The following is a 23,798-nucleotide window of genomic DNA, read 5'->3' on the forward strand; positions in this document are numbered from 1 at the left end:
AGCGAAATAGCGTGGAGTGCCATTATCGCCGCAAAGACGGCTATCCGGGAATATTGACGTTCATTTCCTGCGCAATATGCTCGCGCAGGCGGTCCAGCAAAGGCTGCATCTGGCTCACGGTGGCGCGCGCGCGGTCGATGCCGTCGCCCGGGGCCATCTTCTCCAGCGCCAGGCACAGGTCGGCAAAGCTCATGGCCCCCACGGCCCGCGCCGAAGACTTGATACGGTGCCCCAGCTCCGACAAGCGCACGATATCGCCCGCCTCCAGCGCCTCCTGCACTTCGCGCAAGCCATCCTGCGCCGAGTCGAGGAACATATTGGCGTACTTGCGCATTTTTTCAGGCTTGTTGCCGAAGGTCTGGGCCAGCGCCCGCATATCGAACAGCTCGGACTCGGCGCCGGCGGCGCCCTCCGCTTCCGGCTCGGCAGCCGGTACCGGCGTCGGCGCCGGTACCGGCTGGCCCGGCATGGTCGTGCTGCGCACCTGCGCCATGCGCCCTTCTGCAGCGCGCTGGCTCATCCACTTGGACAGCACCGAGAACAGCAGGTTCGGTGCGATCGGCTTGGTCACGAATTCGTCCATGCCGGCCGCCAGGCAGCGCGCCTGGTCTTCGCGGCCGGCGTTGGCCGTCATGGCAATGATCAGGGTGCCGGACAGTTTTGGATGGGCGCGGATGATGCGCGTCGCCTCATAGCCATCCATCACCGGCATTTGCACGTCCATCAGCACGCAGTCGAAATGCTCCTTGACCAGCAGGTCGATGGCTTCCTTGCCGTTGTTGGCCACCACCACCGTGGCGCCGGCATCTTCCAGCAATTCCTGCCCCACTTGCTGGCTGAAGATGTTGTCCTCCACCAGCAGGATCGAAGCACCGTGGATCGGCGCCAGCATATCGGGCTGCAGCGCATTGGTATCGGTCGCCTGCAGCAGGTGCGTGCCTTTCTGCAGTTTGGCCGTGAACCAGAAGGTCGAACCCTTGCCCGGCTCGCTCTCCACGCCCACCGTGCCGCCCATCAGCTCCGCCAGCTGCTTGCTGATCACCAGGCCCAGGCCGGTGCCGCCGTATTTGCGCGTGGTCGAGGTATCGCCCTGATGGAAGGACTGGAACAGGCTGGACACCTGGGCCGGCGTCATGCCGATGCCGTTGTCCTGCACCTCGAAGCGCACGACGGTGTAGTTGTCGCGGTCCTCGACCGGCCGCGCGCGGATATAGATCCGGTTATTTTCCGAGAACTTGATGGCATTGCTGGTGAAGTTCAACAGCACCTGCTCGAGGCGCAGCGGGTCGCCGCGCAGCTGGTGCGACAGGCCAGGCCAGATCTCGAACACCAGTTCCAGCCCCTTGCGGTTGGCCGCGTCGCCCAGCTGGCCCGAGATATTGGTCAGCAGCGACTCGAGCGCGAAGTCCAGTACTTCCAGGTCCAGCTTGCCCGCCTCGATCTTCGAGAAGTCGAGGATGTCGTTGATGATGCCCAGCAGGTGCTGGCCGGAATGGTAGATCTTTTGCAGGTAGTCCTTCTGTTTCGGATTGGATGCGCCCTTCAGCGCCAGGTGCGCCATGCCGATCACGGAATTCATTGGCGTGCGGATTTCGTGGCTCATGTTGGACAGGAAATCGCTCTTGGCCTGGTTCGCCGCGCGCGCCTGCTCTTTCAGCATGTGCAGTTCGGTGACGTCGGTCGAAAGTGCGATCACCACCGTCACATCCTTTTCCAGCCGCACCGGGGCCTTCACCGTCCACAGGTGGTGCACCACGCCCTGGCGGTCGGTATAACTGGCCTCGCCCGAGCGCTTCTGCTGGTCGGCCAGCACCACGCCGTCCTCCTGCCAGGCCTGGTCCGCATCGCGCTTATGCATGACTTCCACGTCCAGGCGGCCGATGATTTCTTCCACCGGCAGGCCGATCACCTCCGCCATCTTGGCGTTGACATAGACGTAGCGGCGGTCCTGGTCCTTCATGTAGACGTGCGCCTCGACGTTATCGAGCACGCTATCCAGCAGGCGGCGCTGCTCCAGCGCGTTGCGGCGCTGCGAGTACATGGTGAACAGGTAGCCGTAGATGAGCAGCGTACCGACAAAGCCGGTGATCAGCGCCAGGTACGGAACCCAGCGGTCAAAGCCGACGATCATCGCGTCCTTGCGCGCGTAGAACTGGGCCTTCCACAGGCTGCCGTTGAAATCGATCGGCAGCACGGAAATGAAATAGTCGCCCGCAACACCCGGCAGCGCGGCCGGCTTGTCGATGGAACCGTTATCGTTGAACAGCAGACGGTCGTCGGCCTCGATGGTGAGGTTGCGCTTCTCGGGATCGGTCGACGCGTCCGAATACAGGATCATGTGCACCTGGCGATCGGCCATCTCGTCGATCGCGCCCTGGATCAGCTTCGACACCGAAAAGCCGATCCCCACCGAACCGATGAAGCTGGCACGGCGGCTGCTCACGTCATCCACCGGCATGCCGCGCCTGTAGACCGGCAGGCGCATGCCCAGCCCGATATGCGGCAGCGGCTGCTTGAGCAATACCGGCTGGCCGGAAGCGCTGATTTCGCCCGTATCGCGCGACAATTGCATGGCGCGCTCAATATTGGGGTTGGCAGTAATGTCGACGCCGAACTTTTCCATCATCAAGCCCATCGGCTCCAGGTAGGTCAGCGGCGAATATTGTTCGCGCTTGCCAGGCGGCTTGATGTCGAACTTTGGATAGCCGCCAGGCGCCAGGCTGGTGTCGGCGCGCACCGCCGCCACAAAGGCATCGCGCTCCGCCTGCGGCACATTCGGCGCAAAGTTGATGGCCTCGATTGCCGGATAATGCTTGCCGATATTCAGCGACGTCACGTACTGCCGGAATTGCAGGCGGCTCACATGGTCGGAAGTCTGGAACAGCGCCACCAGGCCGCGCACCACGTCCGAATAAGCCTTGACGCGCGCCGAAATGCTGTATTGGGTAGCGCGATTCAAATTGTCAAAGCGCGCCTGCGCCTCGTCCTCCACGGTATTCGACGTGGTGGCAAACAAGGTGGCGCCAACTGCCGATGCCAGCGACAGGCCGAGGAACCATAGCAAAGCCCGCCCGTTCACCAGGCCACGCAACTTACGCCTCATCCATTGAGAAAAGTCTTGCATCTGAGCAGCATACTATTAAAGCAGCCCTGAACGGAACCAATTCATATCCTCCTGGTCCAAAGCGCGACAGGAGGGCTCATCATGAAAAATGGATTCCACATCTTACCGGCATCCCGGGCTTGCCGGAATTTCTTAGCCTGCAAGTGTGTCGCGGCACTTTGCCTTGCCGCAGCTGCGGGCGCCGCGCCGGCTGGCCAACGGCACCCGCCACCCGCGCCGGCATTGGAACACCGCGAATTCGATGCCATGCTGGAGGCCGCGTTCCAGCCGCCGGCAACAGGCAAAAATCGGACTTTCATAGTGCACTTTACACTTCCCGGTGCAATCGCGCCGCACAAGGTGAACTGGACTTTAGGACTGTATCGCGCCGACGGCAGCCTGCTGCGCCAGTGGCGCGGACGCCACGTCTTGCAAGGCGGCAGCGGCCAGGCCGTGGTCCATTGGCACGCTCCGCCTGCGCTGTCCGCCGGGATCTACCAGCTTCGCCTGCAAGCCGGCAATATTCTCCAGCACCGGCCCGTCGCAGTCGGCAAGCCGCTGCCGCTGTTGCCCGCCAGCGCCGCGCTGGATGGCGCTGGCATGGCCGCGCCGGCCCGTATCGACGGCCTCGGCTTCGACATCGTCTACGGCAACCTGCATAGCCAGACCAACCATAGCGACGGTGGCGGCGATCCGGCAAGCTGCCGCGGCGCCCAGGCGCCCCGCTCCGGCGCTTTCGGCCCCGATGACGCTTACCGGTTCGCCCAGCAGCACGGCTTGCAGTTCCTGCTGGTGTCGGAACACAACCACATGTATGACGCCAGCGACGGCAGCGATCCCCATGCCGACCCGCTGGCGGCGCGGCAGCTTTACCGGCTGGGCATTGCCAGTGCCGAACAGTACAGCACCGGGCACCCCGGCTTCGTCGCGATGTACGGCCTGGAATGGGGCGTGATCAGCGGCGGTGGCCACCTCAACATCCTCAACAGCCCGGCCCTGCTGGGCTGGGAACGCAGCGCCAATGGCGAGCCCTTCGCCGACGTGGTGACGCCAAAGAACAATTACGCAGCGTTGTACGCGGTAATGAAGGAGCAAGGCTGGCTGGGCCAGTTCAACCACCCGGGCGCCAGGCAGTTCCCGATCGACGGCGTCCCGCTGGCCTTCAGCGAAGACGGCGGCGCCGCCATGGCCCTGTGCGAAGTCATGAACAGCAACGCCTTCTCGAAACGCCTGGATGAAGGCGAAACTCGCCACAGTTTTTACGAGGAAGCCTGCGACAAACTGCTGGAAGCGGGCTACCGCCTGGCGTTCAGCAGCAACCAGGATAATCATTGCGCCAACTGGGGCGCTGCCTACAGCAACCGCACCGGCATCCTGCTGCCCGCCGCTGCCGCGCCCACTGCCGAAGCCCTGCTCGACGCCATCCGCGCCCGCCACGTGTTTGCAACGATGGACAAGCAGTCAGCCATTGCGCTCACCGCCAATGGAACCATGATGGGGGCCCGGATCGACAACAGCGGCCCGCTCACGCTGCAAGTGCACTACACCAGCAGCACAGGCCGCGGCATCGCCGCGCTGGACATCATGGAAGGGGTTCCCGGCCGCCACGGCGAAGTCAAGCCGGTGCGCGGCGTGAACGGCATGCAGCACAGCTTCACGCCGCAGCCCGGCGCGCACTTCTATTACGCGCGCCTCACCCAGGACGACGGCAAGCAGCTATGGTCAGCCCCGGTCTGGGTCAATCAACGCTGATGCGGACCGGATTGATTTCGCGCGCCAGCATCTGCCGCACGGTTTCCGCCTCCTGGCGGACAAAGGCCGGCACCTGCTGGCGGCGCTCGCATTCAGCCAGCAGCTGTTGCGCCGCCTGGGAATCGAGCTGCGCCCCGTCGCGCGACAGGCGCAGCATGCCAAAGCGCAGCGCCACCTTGCACAGGCCCGCCCCATCCGGGGCCGCCAGCAGGTCGGCCGGCACCAGGGCGCGCGCCGCCGCCATATCGGCCGGCGCACATGAACCGCCAAGGCGGAAATTCAGCGCCTCCAGGGCCGGCGCCGCCGGCAACAAGGCCTGCGCCTCTTCGAGCGTGAACGGCCCCGCCGTACCGCACGAAGACAGCACCCGCTTGAGCGCCCGCGGCTCGCCCAATTTTGCAGCAGCCCTGGTCCAGAGAATCGCCTGCGCCGGCTGGCGTGGTTCGAAATATTCCACCAGGGCCGCCATTGCAGCCCGGTCGCCGCGGCCGGCGGCCGCCTGCGACTGTGCCAGGCAATAAGGACTGTAGCCGGAGGGCGGCTGCTGTGCGCACGGCACGCTGCCGCGCTCCTTTTGGCGCTGGTAGTACCAGGCGCCCGCCGCAGTTGCCAACAACATCACAGCGGCCAGCAGCAGGACAATAGTTTTGCGTTCAATCTTCATGGCCAGCATTCTACGTGCGCCTGCGCTGCGCACCAATGCGTTACACTTAGCGAAAACAAACAAGGAGTTAAAAAATGCGTTGGGAAGGTAACCGGGAAAGCGATAACGTCGAAGATCACCGTGGCGAAGGCGGCGGTGGCGGCGGATTCGGTTTCGGCGGCCGATCGATCGGCATCGGCACTATCGTAGTTGCATTGATTGGCGGCTGGGTCTTGGGCGTCAACCCCATGACCATCCTCGGCCTGCTGAGCGGCGGCGGCCCGGTCCAGGTAAGCCAGCAGCAGCAACAGCGCCCGCGCAGCGAAGGCAATGACCGCGAGTACAAATTGATGAAGGTGGTGCTGGCCGACACCGAAGACGTGTGGACGGACCTGTTCCGGCGCAACGGCGGCACCTACCAGATGCCCAAGATGAAGGTATTCAGCGGCGCGATCCAGACCGCCTGCGGCGCCGGACGCTCGGCCACCGGCCCGTTTTACTGCCCGGGCGACCAGGACATTTACATCGACCTCGATTTCTTCCGCCTGCTGGAGCAACGCTTCCACGCACCGGGCGAGTTTGCGCAAGCCTACGTGGTTGCGCACGAAGTCGGCCACCACGTACAGAACCTGATGGGTTTGAGCGACAAGGTGCACAACGCCCAGCGCAATGCTTCCGAACGCCAGGCCAATGCCCTGTCGGTGCGGCTGGAACTGCAAGCCGACTGCTTCGCCGGCGTCTGGGCCTATCACGCCAGCCGCGCCCGCAGCATCATCGAAAAGGGCGATGTGGAAGCAGCGCTGAACGCCGCCACCGCCATCGGCGACGACGCGCTGCAAAAGCAGTCCGGCGGCGAAGTGATGCCGGATTCCTTCACCCACGGCAGTTCGGCGCAGCGCGTGCGCTGGTTCAACCGCGGCATTGAATCGGGCGAAATTGCCCAGTGCAACACCTTCGAGGCCCGCCAGCTGTGAAGCCGGCGTATCGGAAAATGGCCTCCGGCGCAGTGCTTGGCCTGGCGGCGGCGGGCGGCGCGCACGCTGAGAAAACCGATCCCTATCTCTTGCTGGAAGACGTGGGCGGCGACAAGGCGCTGGCCTGGGTCAAGGAGCAGAACGCTGCCGCCCTCAAGGAATTGCAAGCGCAGCCGGACTACCCCGGCATTCACGAGCGCCTCAAGACCATCCTCAATTCCCAGGAACGCATCCCCTACGTCACCAGGCACGGCGACTATTACTACAACTTCTGGCGCGACGCCCGGCATACACGCGGCATCTGGCGCCGCACCACGCTGGAGCAGTACCAGAAGGCCGAGCCGCAATGGGAAACAGTGCTCGACATCGACAAGCTGGCCGCCGATGACAACGAAAACTGGGTATGGCACGGCGTATCGTGCCTGTACCCGAAAGGCGAGCAATGCCTGGTGCAGCTGTCGCGCGGCGGCGGCGACGCGCACGTCGTGCGCGAATTCGACATCGCCAAGCGCCGCTTCGTCAGCGACGGCTTCAACCTGCCGGAAGCGAAAAGCGATATCGGCTGGATCGACGCCGACACCATCTTCGTCTCGACCGACTTCGGCGAAGGCAGCATGACCACCTCCGGCTACCCGCGCATCGTCAAGGAATGGAAGCGCGGCACCCCGCTGGCCGCAGCCGCCACGCTGTATGAAGCCAGGGCCGACGACCTCGGCGTTGGCGCCTACAAAGACTTCACGCCCGGCCACAGCTACCAGTTCATCAATCGCCAGATCGGCTTCTACGCCAGCGAACTGTTTGTGCGCGAAGGCGACAAGCTGGCCAAGGTCGACAAGCCGGACGACGCCAACGCCTACACCGTGCGCGACCAGCTGATCATCGACCTGCGCTCCGACTGGACCGTCAACGGCGCCAGCTACAAGCAAGGCTCCCTGCTCGCGGCCGACTTCAAGCGCTTCATGGCCGGCGAACGGCAATTCGCGGTACTGTTTGCGCCAACGCCAAGCAGCTCGCTTGACGGCGTCTCCGCCACCCGCTCGGCATTACTGCTCAACGTGCTCGACAACGTGAAGAACCGCCTGCTCGAACTGCGCCGCGTGGACGGTAAATGGCAAGCGCGCGAGGTCGATGCGCCAGCCTTCGGCACGCTGGCCGTGCAGGCGCTCGACCCGATCGAATCCGAGCAATACTTCCTGACGGTGACGGACTTCCTGACCCCGACCACGATGTACCTGGCCCATGCCGGCAGCGACGAACGCACCTCGCTGAAGTCCCTGCCCGCCTACTTCAACGCCAAGCCCTACACGGTGCAGCAGCACATGGCCGTATCAAAGGACGGCACCAAGGTGCCCTACTTCGTCCTGATGGACAGGAAGGCCAGGCTGAACGGCAAGAACCCGACCGTAATGTACGGCTACGGCGGCTTTGAAGTCTCGATGAAGCCCTTCTACAGCGGCACCACCGGCGAAGCATGGCTGAAGCAAGGCGGCACCTACGTGCTGGCCAACATCCGCGGCGGCGGCGAGTTCGGGCCGCGCTGGCACCAGGCCGCGCTGAAAGGGAACCGCCAGCGCGCCTTCGACGACTTCATCGCCGTCGCGCAGGACGTCATCAAGCGCAAGATCAGCAGCCCCCGCCACCTCGGCATCATGGGCGGCAGCAATGGCGGCCTGCTGGTCGGCGCCGCGCTGACCCAGCGCCCCGACCTGTTCAACGCCGTCGTGTGCCAGGTACCGCTGCTGGACATGCAGCGCTACAGCAAACTGCTGGCCGGCGCCTCCTGGATGGGCGAATACGGCGACCCGGACGACCCGGAGCAATGGGCCTATATCAGCCAGTACTCGCCATACCAGAACGTGTTCAAGGACAAGCATTACCCGCGCGTCCTGTTCACCACATCGACCCGCGACGACCGCGTGCACCCCGGCCACGCCCGCAAGATGGTAGCCAAGATGAAAGACCAGGGCCACGACGTGCTGTACTGGGAAAACACCGAAGGCGGCCATGCCGGCGCAGCCAACAACGACCAGCAAGCCCAGATGTGGGCCTTGACCTACGCCTTCCTCCTCAAGCAACTGAAATGAAAGTCGGGGTCAGGTCTGGCAACCGGACCTGACCCCGACTTTCAATCTGATCGCCTCAATCGTGCGCGTTGGAAAATTGCGCGTCATTATGCTAAGGAAAATGTTTCCCAGCGTGTTGCATAGTTGACAAAGTGAAGCATTTGCCCACGGTTGTACTTGACTGTCGCAGCCGCCGGAGTGACATTAAGCCTTCCCCTCGCATTCCATCTTCATACCTGAGGTATCGTTGAATGAACGACATGACCGAACTGCCGGAAGAGTTGGACCTTAAGCTGATCCTGTCCACCCTGATGGCCCTGAAAAAAGGTGATTTCTCGGCGCGCCTGCCCTCCGATTGGACCGGCATGTCGGGCAAGATCGCCGACACCCTCAACGACATCATCGAAACCAACGAACGCATGGTCAAGGCGGTGACGGAGGTCAGCCGCGTGGTGGGCCGCGAAGGCCGCCTGACGCAGCGCGCGAACGTCCACGTATCCGGCGGCTGGTCGACCATCATCAGCGCGGTCAATACCTTGATCGATGACCTGGTGCGCCCCACGACCGAAATGGCGCGTGTGATCGGCGCCGTGGCGAAGGGCGACCTGTCGCAAACCATGGCGCTGGAGGTCGATGGCCATCCTCTGAAGGGCCAGTACCTGCGCGCGGCCATGACCGCCAACACCATGGTGGAGCAGCTGACCTCCTTCTCTTCCGAGGTGACCCGCGTGGCGCGCGAAGTGGGTACCGAGGGCAAGCTGGGTGGCCAGGCGCAGGTGAAGGGCGTGGCGGGTACCTGGAAGGACTTGACCGACTCCGTGAATTCGATGGCGGGCAACCTGACTTCCCAGGTGCGCAACATCGCGGAGGTGACGACCGCGGTGGCGAACGGCGACCTGTCCAAGAAGATCACGGTGGACGTGCGCGGCGAGATCCTGCAATTGAAAGACACCATCAACGTGATGGTGGACCAGCTGCGCTCCTTCGCCTCGGAAGTGACCCGCGTGGCGCGCGAGGTGGGGACCGAGGGCAAGCTGGGCGGCCAGGCATACGTGCCCGGCGTCGGCGGCACCTGGAAGGATTTGACCGATAACGTGAACTTCATGGCGTCCAACCTGACCGGCCAGGTGCGTAATATCGCGGCGGTGACGACGGCGGTGGCAAACGGCGACTTGTCCAAGAAGATTACCGTGGACGTGAAAGGTGAGATTCTTGAACTGAAAAACACCATCAACGTGATGGTGGACCAATTGTCTTCCTTCGCGTCGGAAGTGACCCGCGTGGCGCGCGAGGTGGGTACCGAGGGCAAGCTGGGCGGCCAGGCGCAGGTGAAAGGCGTGGCCGGTACCTGGAAAGACTTGACCGACTCCGTGAACTCAATGGCGGGCAACCTGACTTCCCAGGTGCGGAATATCGCGGAGGTGACTACCGCGGTGGCAAACGGCGACTTGTCCAAGAAGATCACCGTGGACGTGAAGGGCGAGATTCTTGAACTGAAGAACACCATCAACGTGATGGTGGACCAGTTGAACTCTTTCGCGTCCGAAGTGACCCGCGTGGCGCGCGAGGTGGGTACCGAGGGCAAGCTGGGCGGCCAGGCTAACGTGTCCGGCGTCGGCGGCACCTGGAAGGATCTGACCGACAACGTGAACTTCATGGCGTCCAACCTGACCGGCCAGGTGCGTAATATCGCGGAGGTGACGACAGCGGTGGCAAACGGCGACCTGTCCAAGAAGATTACGGTGGACGTGAAAGGCGAGATTCTTGAACTGAAGAACACCATTAACGTGATGGTGGACCAATTGTCTTCCTTTGCTTCCGAGGTGACCCGCGTGGCGCGCGAGGTGGGCACCGAGGGCAAGCTGGGCGGCCAGGCTTATGTGCCGGGCGTCGGCGGCACCTGGAAGGACTTGACCGACAACGTGAACTTCATGGCGTCCAACTTGACCGGCCAGGTGCGCAACATCGCGGCGGTGACCACCGCTGTGGCACGCGGCGACTTGTCGAAGAAAATCACCGTGGACGTGAAGGGCGAGATCCTTGAGCTGAAAGACACCATCAACGTGATGGTGGACCAGTTGTCCTCCTTCGCTTCGGAGGTGACCCGGGTGGCGCGCGAGGTGGGTACCGAGGGCAAGCTTGGCGGCCAGGCGAACGTTTCCGGCGTGGCCGGCACCTGGAAGGACTTGACCGAGAACGTCAACCAGCTGGCGGCGAACCTGACCAACCAGGTGCGTGCAATTGCGGAGGTGGCGACCGCCGTGACGCGCGGCGACTTGTCCCGTTCCATCCAGGTGGAGGCGCGCGGCGAGGTGTCCTACCTGAAGGACAACATCAATGAGATGATCCGCAACCTGAAGGAAACCACGCAGAAGAATGCGCAGCAGGACTGGCTGAAGACCAACCTGGCACGTTTCACCCGTCTGCTGCAGGGCCAGCGCGACCTGCAGGCGGTGACGAAACTGATCCTGTCCGAACTGGCGCCGCTGGTATCGGCGCACCACGGCGTGTTCTATATGATGGACTCGCAACTGGCCGATGCCCGCCTGCGCATGATCGCGAGCTACGGCTACCGCTCTTCACGCAAGCTGCCGACCTCCTTCCTGCCTGGCGAAGGCCTGGTGGGCCAGTGCGCGCTGGAGAAAATGCGGATCTGGCTGACCGACGTTCCGCGCGATTACATCGTGGTCAGTTCGGGGCTGGGTGCGGCGCCGCCAACCAATATCGTGGTGCTGCCTATCCTGTTCGAGCAGCAGGTGAAGGCGGTGATCGAGATCGCTTCGCTGGACCGCTTCACCGAGACCCACCTGTCCTTCCTCGACCAGTTGATGGAATCGATCGGCGTGGTGCTGAACACCATCGAGGCAAACAGCCGTACCGAATCGCTGCTGACCCAGTCGCAGTCGCTGGCACAGGAGCTGCAGCAGACCAACCAGGAGCTGGCCGAGAAAGCGCGCCTGCTGTCCGAACAGAACATCGAGGTGGAGCGCAAGAACCGCGAGGTGGAGCAGGCGAAACTGGCGCTGGAGGAAAAAGCCACCCAGTTGGCGCTGTCTTCCAAGTACAAGTCCGAGTTCCTGGCCAATATGTCGCACGAACTGCGCACGCCTTTGAATTCGCTGTTGATCCTGGCGCAGCAACTGGGCGACAACCCGGAGGGCAACCTGTCAGGCAAGCAGGTGGAATTCGCGAAAACCATCCACGGTTCCGGTTCCGACCTGCTTACCCTGATCAATGACATCCTGGACCTGTCGAAAATCGAATCCGGCACCGTTACGCTGGACGTGTCGGAGTACCGCTTCGCCAACCTGCGCAGTTATGTGGAGCGTACTTTCCGCCACATGGCGGAAGCCAAACACCTGGGCTTCACGGTGGAACTGGGCGAGAACCTGCCAGCATGCCTGATGACCGATACGACGCGCTTGCAGCAGGTCCTGAAAAACCTGCTGTCGAATGCGTTCAAGTTCACCAACCATGGCCAGGTGTCGCTGGGCATCACGCTGGTCCACAGCGGCTGGAGCACCGACCACCCTAACCTGGGCAATGCCGATGCAGTGCTGGCGTTCTCGGTCAATGACACGGGCGTCGGTATCGCAGGCGACAAATTGCAGCTGATCTTCGAGGCATTCCAGCAGGCCGACGGTTCCACCGCGCGTAAATACGGGGGTACCGGCCTGGGCCTGTCGATTTCACGCGAACTGGCGCGCCTCTTGGGCGGCGAGATCCGCGTGGAATCGACGGTGGGCGCCGGTTCCACTTTCACCCTGTTCCTGCCGTATAACCGTTCCGGTTTCGTGTACTACGAAACCGCACGCCAGCCGGCCATGCCACGGCTGCCGGCGCCCGGTTCACTGCCATCGACAATCATTACGACGCCGACGGTGGTGTACAAGCCGGCGGCACAGGAACAGCTGGTCGAGCAGGACGACCAGGTCTATGGCTCCACCCTCGATGACCGCGGGATCACCACGCCGGGCGACCCTTCGGTCCTGATCGTCGAGGATGACGAACGCTTTGCCAAGGTGGTGCTGGACTTTGCCCGCGAAAAGAACTTCAAGGGGGTGGTGACGCACCAGGGCGACTGGGCCCTGAGCCTGGCCCGCGACTACCTGCCATCGGCCATCCTGCTTGACCTGGATTTACCGGATATCGACGGTTTCACGGTGCTGGAACGCCTGAAACGCGACCCGAGCACGCGCCATATCCCGGTACACGTGATGTCCAGCCTGCGCGAGCGCGAACGTGCCCTGCGCTCCGGCGCCATCTCTTACCTGAATAAGCCGGTCAGCAAGGAAGACCTGAACGAAGAGTTCATGCGTATCCAGCGCTTCCTGATCGGCGGCAAACGCAACCTGCTGGTGGTGGACGATGAGGAAAACCAGCGCGACGCCATCGTCAAGCTGATTGGCGACTCCGACGTCGACATCACGGCAGTAGGCACAGGCCAGGATGCGCTGGCGGCGCTGCATACTTCGCACTTTGACTGCATGGTGCTGGACCTGACCCTGCCCGACATCAGCGGCTTCGACCTGCTGGACCTGATCGGCAAGGACCAGCGCCTGCGCGACCTGCCGATCGTGATCAACACCGCCAAGGAGTTGAACCGCAAAGAGGTGGCGAAGCTGAAGCGCTACGCCAAGACCATCGTCATCAAGGATGCGCGTTCGCCGGAGCGCCTGCTCGATGAAACGGCCCTGTTCCTGCATCGTTCGCAGGCCAACCTGCCCGAGGCCCAGCGCCGCATGCTGGAGGAAGTGCATGCTGCCGATGCCGGCCTGGCCGGTCGCAAGGTGCTGATCGTCGACGATGACCTGCGCAATATCTTTGCCCTGTCCTCGCTGCTGGAGCGCCAGCAGATGCTGGTCTCCTTTGCCGAGAACGGTCGCGACGGCATCGAAGTACTGGAGCGCGACCCGACCATCGAGATCGTCCTGATGGACATCATGATGCCGGAGATGGACGGCTACGACACCATGCGCGCCATCCGCCGCATCCCGAAATTCCGCTCGCTGCCGATCATCACGCTGACCGCGAAGGCGATGAAGGGTGACCGCGACAAGTGTATCGCCGCGGGCGCCTCGGACTACATCACCAAACCGGTGGACGTGGCGCAGCTGCTGTCCCTGATGCGCGTCTGGTTGCACTGATGGGGGCCAACGATGAACTGCGCCGCAGCACGGCGCCTGACCTGGAGGAGCTCGAACTGGAACTGCTGCTGGAGGCGGTTGTGCGCCGCTTCGGCTTCGACTTCCGGCTACACGAACGCGCGCCGCTGAAACGCAAGCTGTTCGGCTTCATGCAGCAGCGTGGGCTTTCCACCTTGTCGCAGTTGCAGGATCGCGTGCTGCACGATCCTGCCACAGCCGGTGACCTGCTGCGCGCCCTGCACGTGCCGCCCTCCGGCATGTTCGACGATGCGGCGGAAGTGCTGATGCTGCGCGAAGCCGCCCAGCATTCCTTGCGCGGCGTCGCCTTGCCCCGCATCTGGCTGGCCGACTGCGCCGGGGCCGGACAAGCCTGGACGCTGGCCATCATCCTGGCGGAAATGGGCCTGCTGTCCCACGCCGAAATCCACGCCACTGTTGCCAGCGACGACATGCTGGACGAAGCCACCTCGGCATGGCTCCCTGAAACCGACCTCGAACGGGCGCAGGAGCGCTACGTCCTGGCTGGCGGAAAAGGCCGGCTGGCCAATTACTTCAACCTCCAGGGCGGCCGCGCCATCCTGGCGCCATCGCTGCGCAGCCACATCACCTGGGCCCAGTACAACCTGGTCACCGACGCTTCGTTCAACGAATTCAACCTGATTGCCTGCCAGCGCGCCCTACCCGACTTCGGTCCATTGCTGCGCCAGCGCGTACTGCAACTGTTCCACGACAGCCTGGTCCCGTTCGGCTCCCTCGGCCTGGACCGCGAACTTGACCCTTCAGAATCCATCGGTTCCGACTACCAGCTGCTTCAGGCCGGCCAGCCATGGTATAAGCGCGTCGCCTGATCGAGTCCGGCCGCGCATTCTGCTTGACATGCGCCATTGGGCGGCCTAAATTCACCCATATGGATGAATATAATGCAGACCAGCGGCTCGATAATATGTTCACCGCGATGGCCGACCCGACCCGGCGCGCGATCCTGGCGCGGCTGACCCATGAAAGCGCACGGGTAACGGAGTTGGCGCGCGAGTTTCCCATTTCCCTCAACTCCACCTCGAAACACATCAAGATCCTGGAGCGGGCCGGCCTGGTCATCCGTACCATCCACGGACGCGACCACCTGCTGTCGTTGAACGCTGCGCCGCTGGCCGAAGCGGCACACTGGGTAAGACACTTCGAAAGTTTCTGGGAAGAGCGCCTGGCTGCGCTTGATCACCTGGTCAGCGCTCGCCGCAAGCGGGCGAAGGGGAAGGCACATGGCTGAACATGCAGCGCGGCACCAGGTCTGCGTGCGCCACACGATAGGCGCACCGGCGGCGGAAGTGTTCGATGCCTGGCTGGATGCCAACTTGCTGGCGCAATGGATGAAGACCCGCGCCTTTACGCATGCCACCGCCGAATGCGACGCCCGCGAAGGGGGGGCATTCGAGATCGTGATGCACGCGCCCGATGGCGCAATACATCATAGCGGCCAATACCTCACTATCGACAGGCCGCACAAGCTGGTATTCACCTGGCGCTCACCCGCTACCGGCCAGCGTGATTCGCTTGTCACTGTCGAATTCTTCGGCCACGCCGGCTCCACCGAGGTCGTCGTCACCCATCGCCAGCTCCCAGGCCAGACATATGAATCGCATATCGATGGATGGGGCGATGTGCTGATACTGCTTGCCCAACTGCTCCCACACTGAAGCACGCCTGTCATCCTGGAGGCCGCCATGATCTTGCAAGGCAAACGCTGCATCATCCACGGCGCCGCCGGCGCCATCGGCAGTGCTGTTGCGCGCGCATTTGCGCGCGAAGGCGGCCAAATGTTCCTGGCCGGCCGCACACTGGAGAAACTCGAAGCATTAGCACGGGAATTGCGAGCTGAAGGCGGCAGCGTCCACGCCGCCCGGGTCGACGCGCTCGATCAGGAATCGGTCCGGCTGCACGCCCGTGCCGTCGCCGAACAGGCTGGCGGCATCGACGTCATGCTCAATGCGGTAGGCTTCCCCCATGTCCAGGGCATTCCGTTTGCGGAGTTGTCATACGATGATTTCCAACTGCCAGTGCAAGCCTGCACACGCACCATCTTCCTCACCGCGCAGGCGGCGGCGTTTTATATGGCACCGCGGCAGTCGGGCGTCATATTGACCCTGTCCACGCCGGGTGCACGTCTCTCAGGGGCCGGTTTTCTCGGCAACGGCACGAGCAGCGCGGCGGTCGAAGCCATGTCGCGCATCCTGGCCGGCGAACTGGGGCACCAGGGAATCCGGGTGGTATGCATCCGTTCCGATGCCATCCCGGAGGCCGTTCCCGTTTCCCATGCCAGGGCAGCTTTCGAGGGCATGGCGCGCAAGATGGGCATCAGCGTGGCAGAGTTCCTGCAGGCGCGCGCGGACAGCGCCACCCTGCTCGGGCGCTTGCCCACGCTGGCCCAGATCGGCGCATTCGCGGCTTTCGCGGCATCCGACGGCGCGGGCGCTATGACCGGCGCCATTGCCAATCTTACCTGCGGCTCCTTGCCGGATTAGCCTTCCCGATGAGAGGAGCACCGCTCATGCCAGCGCCCAGTCATGCAACCGGATCCGCTTCCAGCACGAAGGCCGCAGCCTGGAAGTCCCCCTCCAGCATCACCTTGATGCCATGCCCCATCCAATACGCGCCGCTGGCCTTGCCCACCGTTCTGGGCGCAGCAGCGCCGGCGATGCTGCGCAAAGAGTAGAGGGTGCCAGGCTCCAGCCCGCGCAACTGGATGATGTGCTGCGCGCTGCGCATCGTGCTCGAATGCAGGAAGGTGAATAACACCGCCTGCCGCCGGTCCTGCGAAACCGAAAGCGTGGCTGAGCGCTGCGAACCGTTCCCGGGGGACACCAGGCGGTACAGGTTCCCCAACTGCACCGTGGCGCGGATCCGCTTGTATTCCCCGACCATACGGCTGGCCGTCGCGAAATCCCCTTCGCCCCAGTGTTTGAGGTTCGCTCCGATTCCCAGTCCGCCCTGCATCGCCGACAGGAAGCGGTACTCCAGCGAAGTCTCGCGCTTGTTTACGAAGTTCGGCGAATCAGTCACCCATGCCATCATCGCCGCTGGGGCGTAGGCGTGGCTGAAGCCATCCTGGATCACCAGGCGGTCATAGGGGTCCGTATTGTCCGAGGTCCAGACCTGCTCGGTGAGCCGCATGATTCCCAGGTCCACACGCCCGCCGCCGCTGGCGCAGGATTCGACTTCCAGCGTCGGGTGGCGGCGCCGCAATTGGGCCAGCAGCTGGTACAGGTTATCCACGTAGGCCACGTAAAGCTTCTGCTGCTCGTCAGGTGCTACTTGCGGCCAGCCGGGTTCCGACCAGGCCCGGTTATGGTCCCACTTCAGATACGCGATATTGTGGCTGGCGAGCAGCCCATCGAGCACTTTCAGTAAATGCTCGCAGACCTCCTTGCGCGCCAGGTTGAGCACCAGCTGGTTGCGCGCTTCGGAGCGCTGCCGGCCGGGGAAGTTGATGACCCAGTCCGGGTGGGCGCGATACAGCTCGCTGTCCGGATTTACCATCTCCGGCTCAACCCAGAGCCCGAACTGCATACCGAGGTCATTGACGCGTTTGATCAGCGGCGTCAGTCCATTCGGGAACTTCTTGCGGTTGACCACCCAATCGCCCAGGCCTTGCCTGTCGCTATTGCGCTCGCCAAACCAGCCGTCATCAACGACGAAGCGTTCAACGCCGATGCGGGCCGCCTTTTCTGCAAGCGCCATCTGCCCTGCTTCGGTGATGTCAAAGAAAGTCGCTTCCCATGAGTTGTAAAGCACCGGGCGCAAGCGCGGTGTTGGCGCGTGCGGCAGGATCTTCTCGCGCTGGTAGCGATGGAAAACACGCGACGCACCGCCGAAACCTTCATCGGAAAAGCCAGCGTGGAAGACGGGCGATGCCAGGCTCTCGCCATGCTTCAGGCGGTAATTGAAGTCGAATGGATTGTAGCCGGCGCTTGCGTGCACGCCGCCCATTGCATCCATCTCAACGTGGATACGCCAGCTGCCACTCCAACCCAGCGCCGCGAACCATACCGCACCGGATTCCTCGCCGGTCGCGGCATGGCTCACTGCGATCCATGGATTGGCCTGGTGCGAGGTGACGCCCTTGCGGCTCTCCAGCACGAATGCGCCCGGCGACATCGCGCGGGATTGCAGCATGAATTCGCCGGCCCACCTGCCGGACAGGAAGGATAAATGGTAATCATCACTGTAAGGCAGGTTCAGGCAGGCTGCGGCCATCTGGTCTACCTGAAGCCAGTTGCCGGTCCTGTTTTCCACCACGGCGGAGCGAGCCAGGATGCCGGTAGCCTCATCCATCGCGTAAGTCAATGCGACGTGGACTGCCCGTTTCATGTCTTTCAATTGCAGGATAAGGCGATCGCCCTGCTCCTGGTGGCCGGCATAGCGCAGGTCCAGGTCGCGCACGCCGTCCGGAAAGCGTACCTTCAATGCCGGCTCGGTCGTCAAGCCGCCGCCAAAACCGGCATACTCGTAGGGCGAAACGCTCACCGGCATCTCGTTCGACGAATTGCCTTCGGCCAGGACCGCCGCCGGGAGCTTGTCGCTGGCAGCCAGCGCGGCCCCCCAATACAGTGTTTGCACCTGTCCGACCGCATTGACGCCAAAAGCATAGGTCACGCCGCCACCGTCCAGGCGGAATACCTTGCTGGCTTCATCGACCAGCACGCGGGCCGCGGCACCACCGCCGAAGCCCAGGCCTGCGGCCCCGCCCAGCAAGCCCAGAAAGAGCTTGCGCCGGGTTTCATTTGTCGCCGCCATATGCCTCCTCCGCCATGTATTTGCGGCAGAGGATAGCAAGCGGGCATACCGCAAACTCCCAGCTATATCAGGACGGATTAGCTCTTTCTGAATTTGAAATATCACTAGTGGCGAATCTGTGCAAAATTGCACAACGTGAGTGCAACCCTGTCAGTTTCGCACAGTTGGCAAAACATGCACACTCCTCGCATAACAAAACCTGAGGAGACTTTGATGCGTGTGTCGAAAGATAATTTCATGCTGCGACGCTCAGTAGCAGCGGTGATGATGACGCTTCCCGCCATTTATTCCCACCCTGCCCTGGCGCAAAGCGCCGGCGGTGAGAAAGCCGAAGGCGCGATGGACCGGGTTATCGTCACCGCCCGCAAGCGCGAAGAGCTGATCCAGGACGTACCGGGCGCCGTGACCGCATTGTCCGGCGCGCAGCTGGAAAAAAAGGCGCTGCCTGACATTACCGCGCTGACCGACATTGTGCCCAACACCACGCTCAAGGCTTCACGCGGCACCAACACCACCCTCACCGCCTTCATTCGCGGCATCGGCCAGCAAGACCCGGTGGCCGGCTACGAGCAAGGCGTAGGCATCTACCTCGATGACGTCTACCTGGCCCGCCCGCAAGGCGCGCTGACCGACATCTATGACCTGGAGCGTATCGAGGTCCTGCGCGGCCCGCAAGGCACCCTGTACGGACGCAACACCATTGGCGGCGCGGTCAAATACGTGACCCGCAAGCTGTCGCCCAACCCGACCTTTGAAATCAAGGGAGCGCTGGGCAACCACAGCCAGCGCGACCTGGTGCTGAAGGGCAGCACCCCGCTCAGCGATATCCTGCGCGTCGGCGGCACGGTGGGTACCTTCAACCGCGACGGCTTCGGCAAAAACGTGATCAACGGCCGCGAGAACTACAACAAAGACGTCAACGCCGCCCGCATCAGCGCTGAACTGGTACCGAACAGCGACCTGTTTATCCGCCTCGCCGCCGATTACACCAAGGACGATTCAGAGCCGAAGCAAGGCTACCGCCTGCTGAACGGCCCGCCACCGGGCAATGAGGCGCCGCTGGCAGGCGCCTACGACACGCGCGCCAACCTTTATAAAGTGAATGGCCATGAGCAGCAGGTCACCACAAAGGGCGCTTCGCTGACCATCGACTACAGCATCAACGCCGAAACGATGTTCAAATCGGTGACCGCGCACCGCTCGTCCAAGTCGTATGCGCCGATTGATTTCGATTCCCTGAGCGCGCCACTGTGGGAAGCGCCCGCCATCTACAGCGACAAGCAGGACAGCCAGGAATTTCAGCTCACCTATAGCGGCTCCAAATGGCAAGGCGTGGCGGGCCTGTTCTACATGAAAACCAACGCTTTCAACGAATTCGATGTGCTGTACAACGCCGCCGGCGGCCTGTCGCTGCTGACCCGCGACGATATCGACTCCAAAACCTGGGCCGTATATGCCGACGCCAGCTATAGCGTATCGGACACCTTCAGCGTCAGCGCAGGCGGCCGCTGGACCGATGACGAGCGCGAAGCCGCCATTTTCAAGCGCACCTACCTCGGCCTGGCCGGTTCGCCCAACCTGGGCAACCCTGCAGCCGTGGGCCTGGCGCCGAACACGGACCTCGGCAAGGGCGAGTTGCGGCGCAAGGACAAGAAATTCACCCCGAAACTGGGCTTTGGCTGGAAGCTGTCGCCGGAACACAACGTGTACGGCACCTACCAGAGCGGCTTCAAAGGCGGCATGTTCGACCCGCGCATGGACCTGGCGGCAACCGGCGGCCCGAATACCCCGGCCTCGCTGGAGAAGCGCAAGGGTGTGAATCCGGAGGAGGTCGACTCGGTTGAACTGGGCCTGAAATCGTCGCTGAACGGCGGCCGCCTGCAGACCAATGCGGCCGTGTTCTATACCGACTACAAGAATGTGCAGATCCCCGGCTCGATCCCGACTTTCAATGCGCAAGGCCAGGTTAACGGCTTCGCCGGCACCCTGACCAACGCCGGCAAGGCCAAGCTCAAAGGCCTGGAACTGGAAGCGATTGCCCGCGTGACGGATGGTCTGTCGCTCAACGGCATGTTGAGCTACATCGATGCCGAGTACAAGGAATGGATGGTGGCCAGCGGGGCAACGCTGGTCAATGTGGCGAAAAGTGCGGAGTTCCAGAACACGCCGAAAAAGTCGGCCAACGTCGGCGCGACGTATGAATGGCCGGTCAGCCTGTTCGGCCGCGGCGGCACCATGAGCTTCAACAACAGCCTGTCCTACAAGGACAAGGTGTACCAGGCCGAGATTGTCCGCCCGACCGGGATCGCATCGATGGACGCACTGGTAGCGCAAAACCTGATGCTGGCGCAAGGCGGCTTCACCTTGTGGGACGCCGGCCTGGTATGGACGAGTGCCGACCGCCGCCTGCAGATCGGCCTGCACGGCCGCAACCTGACGGATAAGCGCTACAAGGTCGCCGGCTATGCCTTCGGCGGATTCTTCAACACCGTTACAACGTATTACGGCGATCCACGCACCTACAAGCTGACCGCTTCGTACAAGTTCTAACGCGCGTTACGATTGGTGAGAATCCTTTTGCGCTGACAGGAATATGATGGCAGTGAGGAGAGCCAGATGCTGCTCGAGCGCGAAAGGCAATTGCAGGATTTGCAGCGGCTTGCCAGCCGCGTTAGCTCAGGTGCGGGCGGAATGGCCCTGGTGCTGGGTGAAGCCGGCATCGGCAAGTCTTCATTGCTGCAAGCCTTTGCTGCGCCGTTGAAGGGCGAGTTCTTCGTCCTGCAAGGCGCCTGCGAAGACCTGTCCACGCCGCGCGTGCTCGGCCCCTTGCGCGACTTCGCGCCTGCTTTGGGTGCGGACGTGGTGTCCACCATCGATAACGCGGCCAGCCCCGATATCCTGATGCCTATGCTGCTGGGCCACCTGGCCGCCCAACCGCGGCCGGTGCTGGTGATGTGCGAGGATTTGCATTGGGCCGACCAGGCTACGCTGGACTTGCTCAAATACCTGGCCCGCCGCATCGCCGACCAGCACATCATGCTGTTGGCCAGCGCCCGCAATGACGAGCTGCCGCCCGACCACGCCTTCTGGCGCTGGGCCGGCGACCTGCCGCCAGCCAGCACCCAACGCCTCGACTTGCCGCCTTTGTCGCCCGACGCTGTCGCCACGCTGGCGCGCGACACCGATTGCGATCCCTGCGAGTTATACCGCGTCACCGGCGGCAACCCCTTCTTCCTCTCCGAACTGCTGACCGACTGCAGCCGTGATCCCGGCCATTTGCCTGCCTCGGTACGCGACGCCGTCTGGGCACGCACATCCCGTCTGGAGGCTGAGGTGCGCACCGTGCTGGAACTGGTCAGCGTCAGTCCCGTGGCCCTGGAGGAGCGCCTGCTGGAAACCTTGCTGGGCGACGATGGACACGACGTGATCGACGCCAGCGTCGATAGCGGCTTGCTGCAGCGCGCCAGTCCCGGCCTGTTGTCGTTCCGCCACGAACTGGCGCGCCAGGCGGTGTTGAGCGGCCTGCGTCCCGGCGCCACGCGCGCCCTGCACAAGCGCTTGTGCAAGGCCTTGACCGAACAGGCGCCGGCCCATGCGCGCATTGAACTGGCACGGCTGGTGCATCATGCGACCGGGGCCCAGGATGCGCACATGGTGCTGCAACTGGCGCCGCGTGCAGCCCGCCAGGCGGCACGGCTGGGCGCACATCGCCAGGCAGCGGCCCACCTGGCCAGCGCCCTGCAATTCGTCGACGCGGTAGGCTGGACCGGCGAAGCTGCCCAGCTTTACGAAGACTGGGCCTACGAAGCGGGCCTGCTGCGCATCGACGAGCGCCTGATTGAAGCACGGCAGAAAGCCATCGCCCTGTGGCAAAGCGTGGAGCGCCCGGACAAGGTCGGCTTGAACCTGCGCTGGCTGGCGCGCACCCACTGGTACCGCGGCGAAGCGAAAGAAGCCGAGCGCTATGGACTGGAGGCGATCCGCACGCTCGAGCAACTGCCAAACAGCAAAGAGCTGGCCATGGCCTACAGCATGCGTTCCCAGCACCAGCTGTTGCAGGACCATCCCGCATCGGCCATCGAGTGGGGCCGGCTGGCGCTGGAACTCGCGACGGCGCTCGATGACCATGACACCCGCGTCCATGCGCTGACCAATATCGGCAGCGCAAAACTGTTCCTGGGCGACGACAGCGGCCAGCAAGACCTGGCCGAGGGACTGCAATGCGCCCTGGAGCAGCACCTGCACGAACACGCGGCCCGCATTTACAGCAACTGGGTTGAATTTTCTGTCGTATTCAAGCAGTTTGCACTGGCCGAACGCCTGCTGGCCGAAGGATTGGCCTATCACTGCGAGCATGAGCTGGACGCCTGGGTGCATTACCTGACGGGCTGGCAGGCGCAACTCCACCTCGACAAGGGCGAATTTGCCCAAGCCGCCGCGCTGGCACGGCAGGTGCTCGCCCTGCCCGACCTGAGCCTCGTGATGCGGCTGCCGGCATTGACGGTACTCGGGCGTACCCTGTCGCGCCAGGGCGGGCAGGATGCCGTGCGCTGCCTGCAGGAAGCACTGCAATGGGCGCGCGCCACGGGCGAATCGCAACGCTTGCTGCCGGTGCTGCTGGCCCTCACCGAAGCGGCCTGGCAAGTGCAGGACCTGGAGAGCTGCCGCCGCTGGCTGGGCGAAATCGGGCAATTCGACCTGTCCGGCGTCAACGCATGGGACCTGGCGGAAGTCGGTGCCTGGCGGCGCCGGGTGGCCGTGGCAGCCCGGCCAGATGGCGAACAGGCTGCAGCAGCCCCGCCGCCGCGCGCCGCGGAGGCAGCCGGCAACGGCCAGGCCGCGTGCGACAACTGGCTGGCACTGGGACTGCCGTTCGAGGCGGCGCTTGCCCTGCTTGACCTGCCTGGCGATGCTGCCGCGCAGGCCATGCCCAAGGCCGTCGCGCTGCTGGAACAGATCGGCGCCGCGCCGGCAGCTGCGCTGGCGCGGCAGCGCGCCCGCGCCTGCGGCGCGCAAGCGCAGTTGCCCAAGTCGCGGCGCGGCCCGTATGCGGCGGCACGCGAACACCCGAGCGGCCTGACGCGCCGCGAAGCCCAGGTGCTGGAGCTGCTGCTCGATGGCCTCAGCAACCTCGAGATCGCCCAGCGCCTGTGCCGCTCCGAACGCACCGTCGAACACCACGTTTCAACCCTGCTTGGCAAACTGGGCGCCACCACGCGCCTTGACCTGCTGCGCCGCTCGCCAGCCCCACTACATAAAATTTAGGTGCTGGCGCCCCGGAATCTGGGTGCCAGTACCAATTCGCCGCGCCGTCCCTGCGCCTAA

At 63.5% G+C, this 23,798-nt stretch carries 13 protein-coding genes; 10 read left to right on the forward strand and 3 right to left on the reverse strand.

Annotation, left to right across the window (positions count from 1 at the left end):
- Positions 1–40: 40 nt before the first annotated feature.
- The gene (locus tag ASE26_RS22920) at positions 41–3,103 is read right to left on the reverse strand and encodes a CHASE domain-containing protein (RefSeq protein ID WP_057247001.1); all 3,063 of its coding nucleotides are present in this window, start codon (positions 3,101–3,103) and stop codon (positions 41–43) included.
- A gap of 321 nt (positions 3,104–3,424) precedes the next feature.
- Here ASE26_RS22920 and ASE26_RS22925 point away from each other — a divergent pair, with 321 nt between their 5' ends.
- Positions 3,425–4,855: a CehA/McbA family metallohydrolase gene (locus ASE26_RS22925; protein WP_229207029.1), complete on the forward strand. Its 1,431-nt coding sequence runs from the start codon at positions 3,425–3,427 to the stop codon at positions 4,853–4,855.
- Here the strand turns inward: ASE26_RS22925 and ASE26_RS22930 are convergent.
- Complete coding sequence (locus tag ASE26_RS22930; protein WP_156409998.1) at positions 4,842–5,519, reverse strand: hypothetical protein; 678 nt, start codon at positions 5,517–5,519, stop codon at positions 4,842–4,844. The genes ASE26_RS22925 and ASE26_RS22930 overlap by 14 nt on opposite strands.
- 74 nt (positions 5,520–5,593) lie before the next feature.
- On the opposite strand from ASE26_RS22930, the gene ASE26_RS22935 reads away from it, so the two are divergent.
- From ASE26_RS22935 to ASE26_RS22965, 7 genes are all read left to right on the forward strand, one after another.
- Positions 5,594–6,472: a neutral zinc metallopeptidase gene (locus tag ASE26_RS22935; RefSeq protein ID WP_057247003.1), complete on the forward strand. Its 879-nt coding sequence runs from the start codon at positions 5,594–5,596 to the stop codon at positions 6,470–6,472.
- A gap of 17 nt (positions 6,473–6,489) precedes the next feature.
- Entirely contained in the window at positions 6,490–8,556 is a 2,067-nt protein-coding gene (locus ASE26_RS22940; RefSeq protein ID WP_057247004.1) for a prolyl oligopeptidase family protein, read from the forward strand.
- Positions 8,557–8,786: 230 nt separating this feature from the next.
- Complete coding sequence (locus tag ASE26_RS22945; protein ID WP_057247005.1) at positions 8,787–13,682, forward strand: HAMP domain-containing protein; 4,896 nt, start codon at positions 8,787–8,789, stop codon at positions 13,680–13,682.
- On the forward strand, positions 13,682–14,530 hold the full coding sequence (locus ASE26_RS22950) for a CheR family methyltransferase (RefSeq protein ID WP_055924728.1): 849 nt from the start codon (positions 13,682–13,684) through the stop codon (positions 14,528–14,530). The genes ASE26_RS22945 and ASE26_RS22950 overlap by 1 nt, the downstream gene beginning before the upstream one ends.
- A gap of 59 nt (positions 14,531–14,589) precedes the next feature.
- Positions 14,590–14,949: a helix-turn-helix transcriptional regulator gene (locus ASE26_RS22955; RefSeq protein WP_055924731.1), complete on the forward strand. Its 360-nt coding sequence runs from the start codon at positions 14,590–14,592 to the stop codon at positions 14,947–14,949.
- Positions 14,942–15,376: an SRPBCC domain-containing protein gene (locus ASE26_RS22960; protein ID WP_055924734.1), complete on the forward strand. Its 435-nt coding sequence runs from the start codon at positions 14,942–14,944 to the stop codon at positions 15,374–15,376. The genes ASE26_RS22955 and ASE26_RS22960 overlap by 8 nt, the downstream gene beginning before the upstream one ends.
- 27 nt (positions 15,377–15,403) lie before the next feature.
- A complete protein-coding gene (locus ASE26_RS22965) occupies positions 15,404–16,201 on the forward strand; it encodes an SDR family NAD(P)-dependent oxidoreductase (protein WP_055924737.1) in 798 nt (265 codons plus the stop codon).
- Between the two features lie 40 nt (positions 16,202–16,241).
- Here the strand turns inward: ASE26_RS22965 and ASE26_RS22970 are convergent, their stop codons facing one another.
- Positions 16,242–18,473 (reverse strand): alpha-galactosidase, encoded by a 2,232-nt coding sequence (locus tag ASE26_RS22970; protein ID WP_055924739.1) that lies wholly within the window; start codon positions 18,471–18,473, stop codon positions 16,242–16,244.
- 213 nt (positions 18,474–18,686) lie between these two features.
- On the opposite strand from ASE26_RS22970, the gene ASE26_RS22975 reads away from it, so the two are divergent.
- Together ASE26_RS22975 and ASE26_RS22980 are read left to right on the forward strand one after the other, a co-directional pair.
- Positions 18,687–21,023, forward strand: coding sequence for a TonB-dependent receptor (locus ASE26_RS22975; RefSeq protein ID WP_055924742.1), 2,337 nt, complete (start codon positions 18,687–18,689; stop codon positions 21,021–21,023).
- A 66-nt stretch (positions 21,024–21,089) separates the two neighbouring features.
- Positions 21,090–23,738, forward strand: a complete 2,649-nt coding sequence (locus ASE26_RS22980) for an AAA family ATPase (RefSeq protein WP_055924745.1) — start codon at positions 21,090–21,092, stop codon at positions 23,736–23,738.
- Positions 23,739–23,798 lie beyond the last annotated feature (60 nt).

Source organism: Duganella sp. Root198D2 (genome assembly GCF_001428585.1).
Lineage (GTDB): Bacteria > Pseudomonadota > Gammaproteobacteria > Burkholderiales > Burkholderiaceae_D > Rugamonas.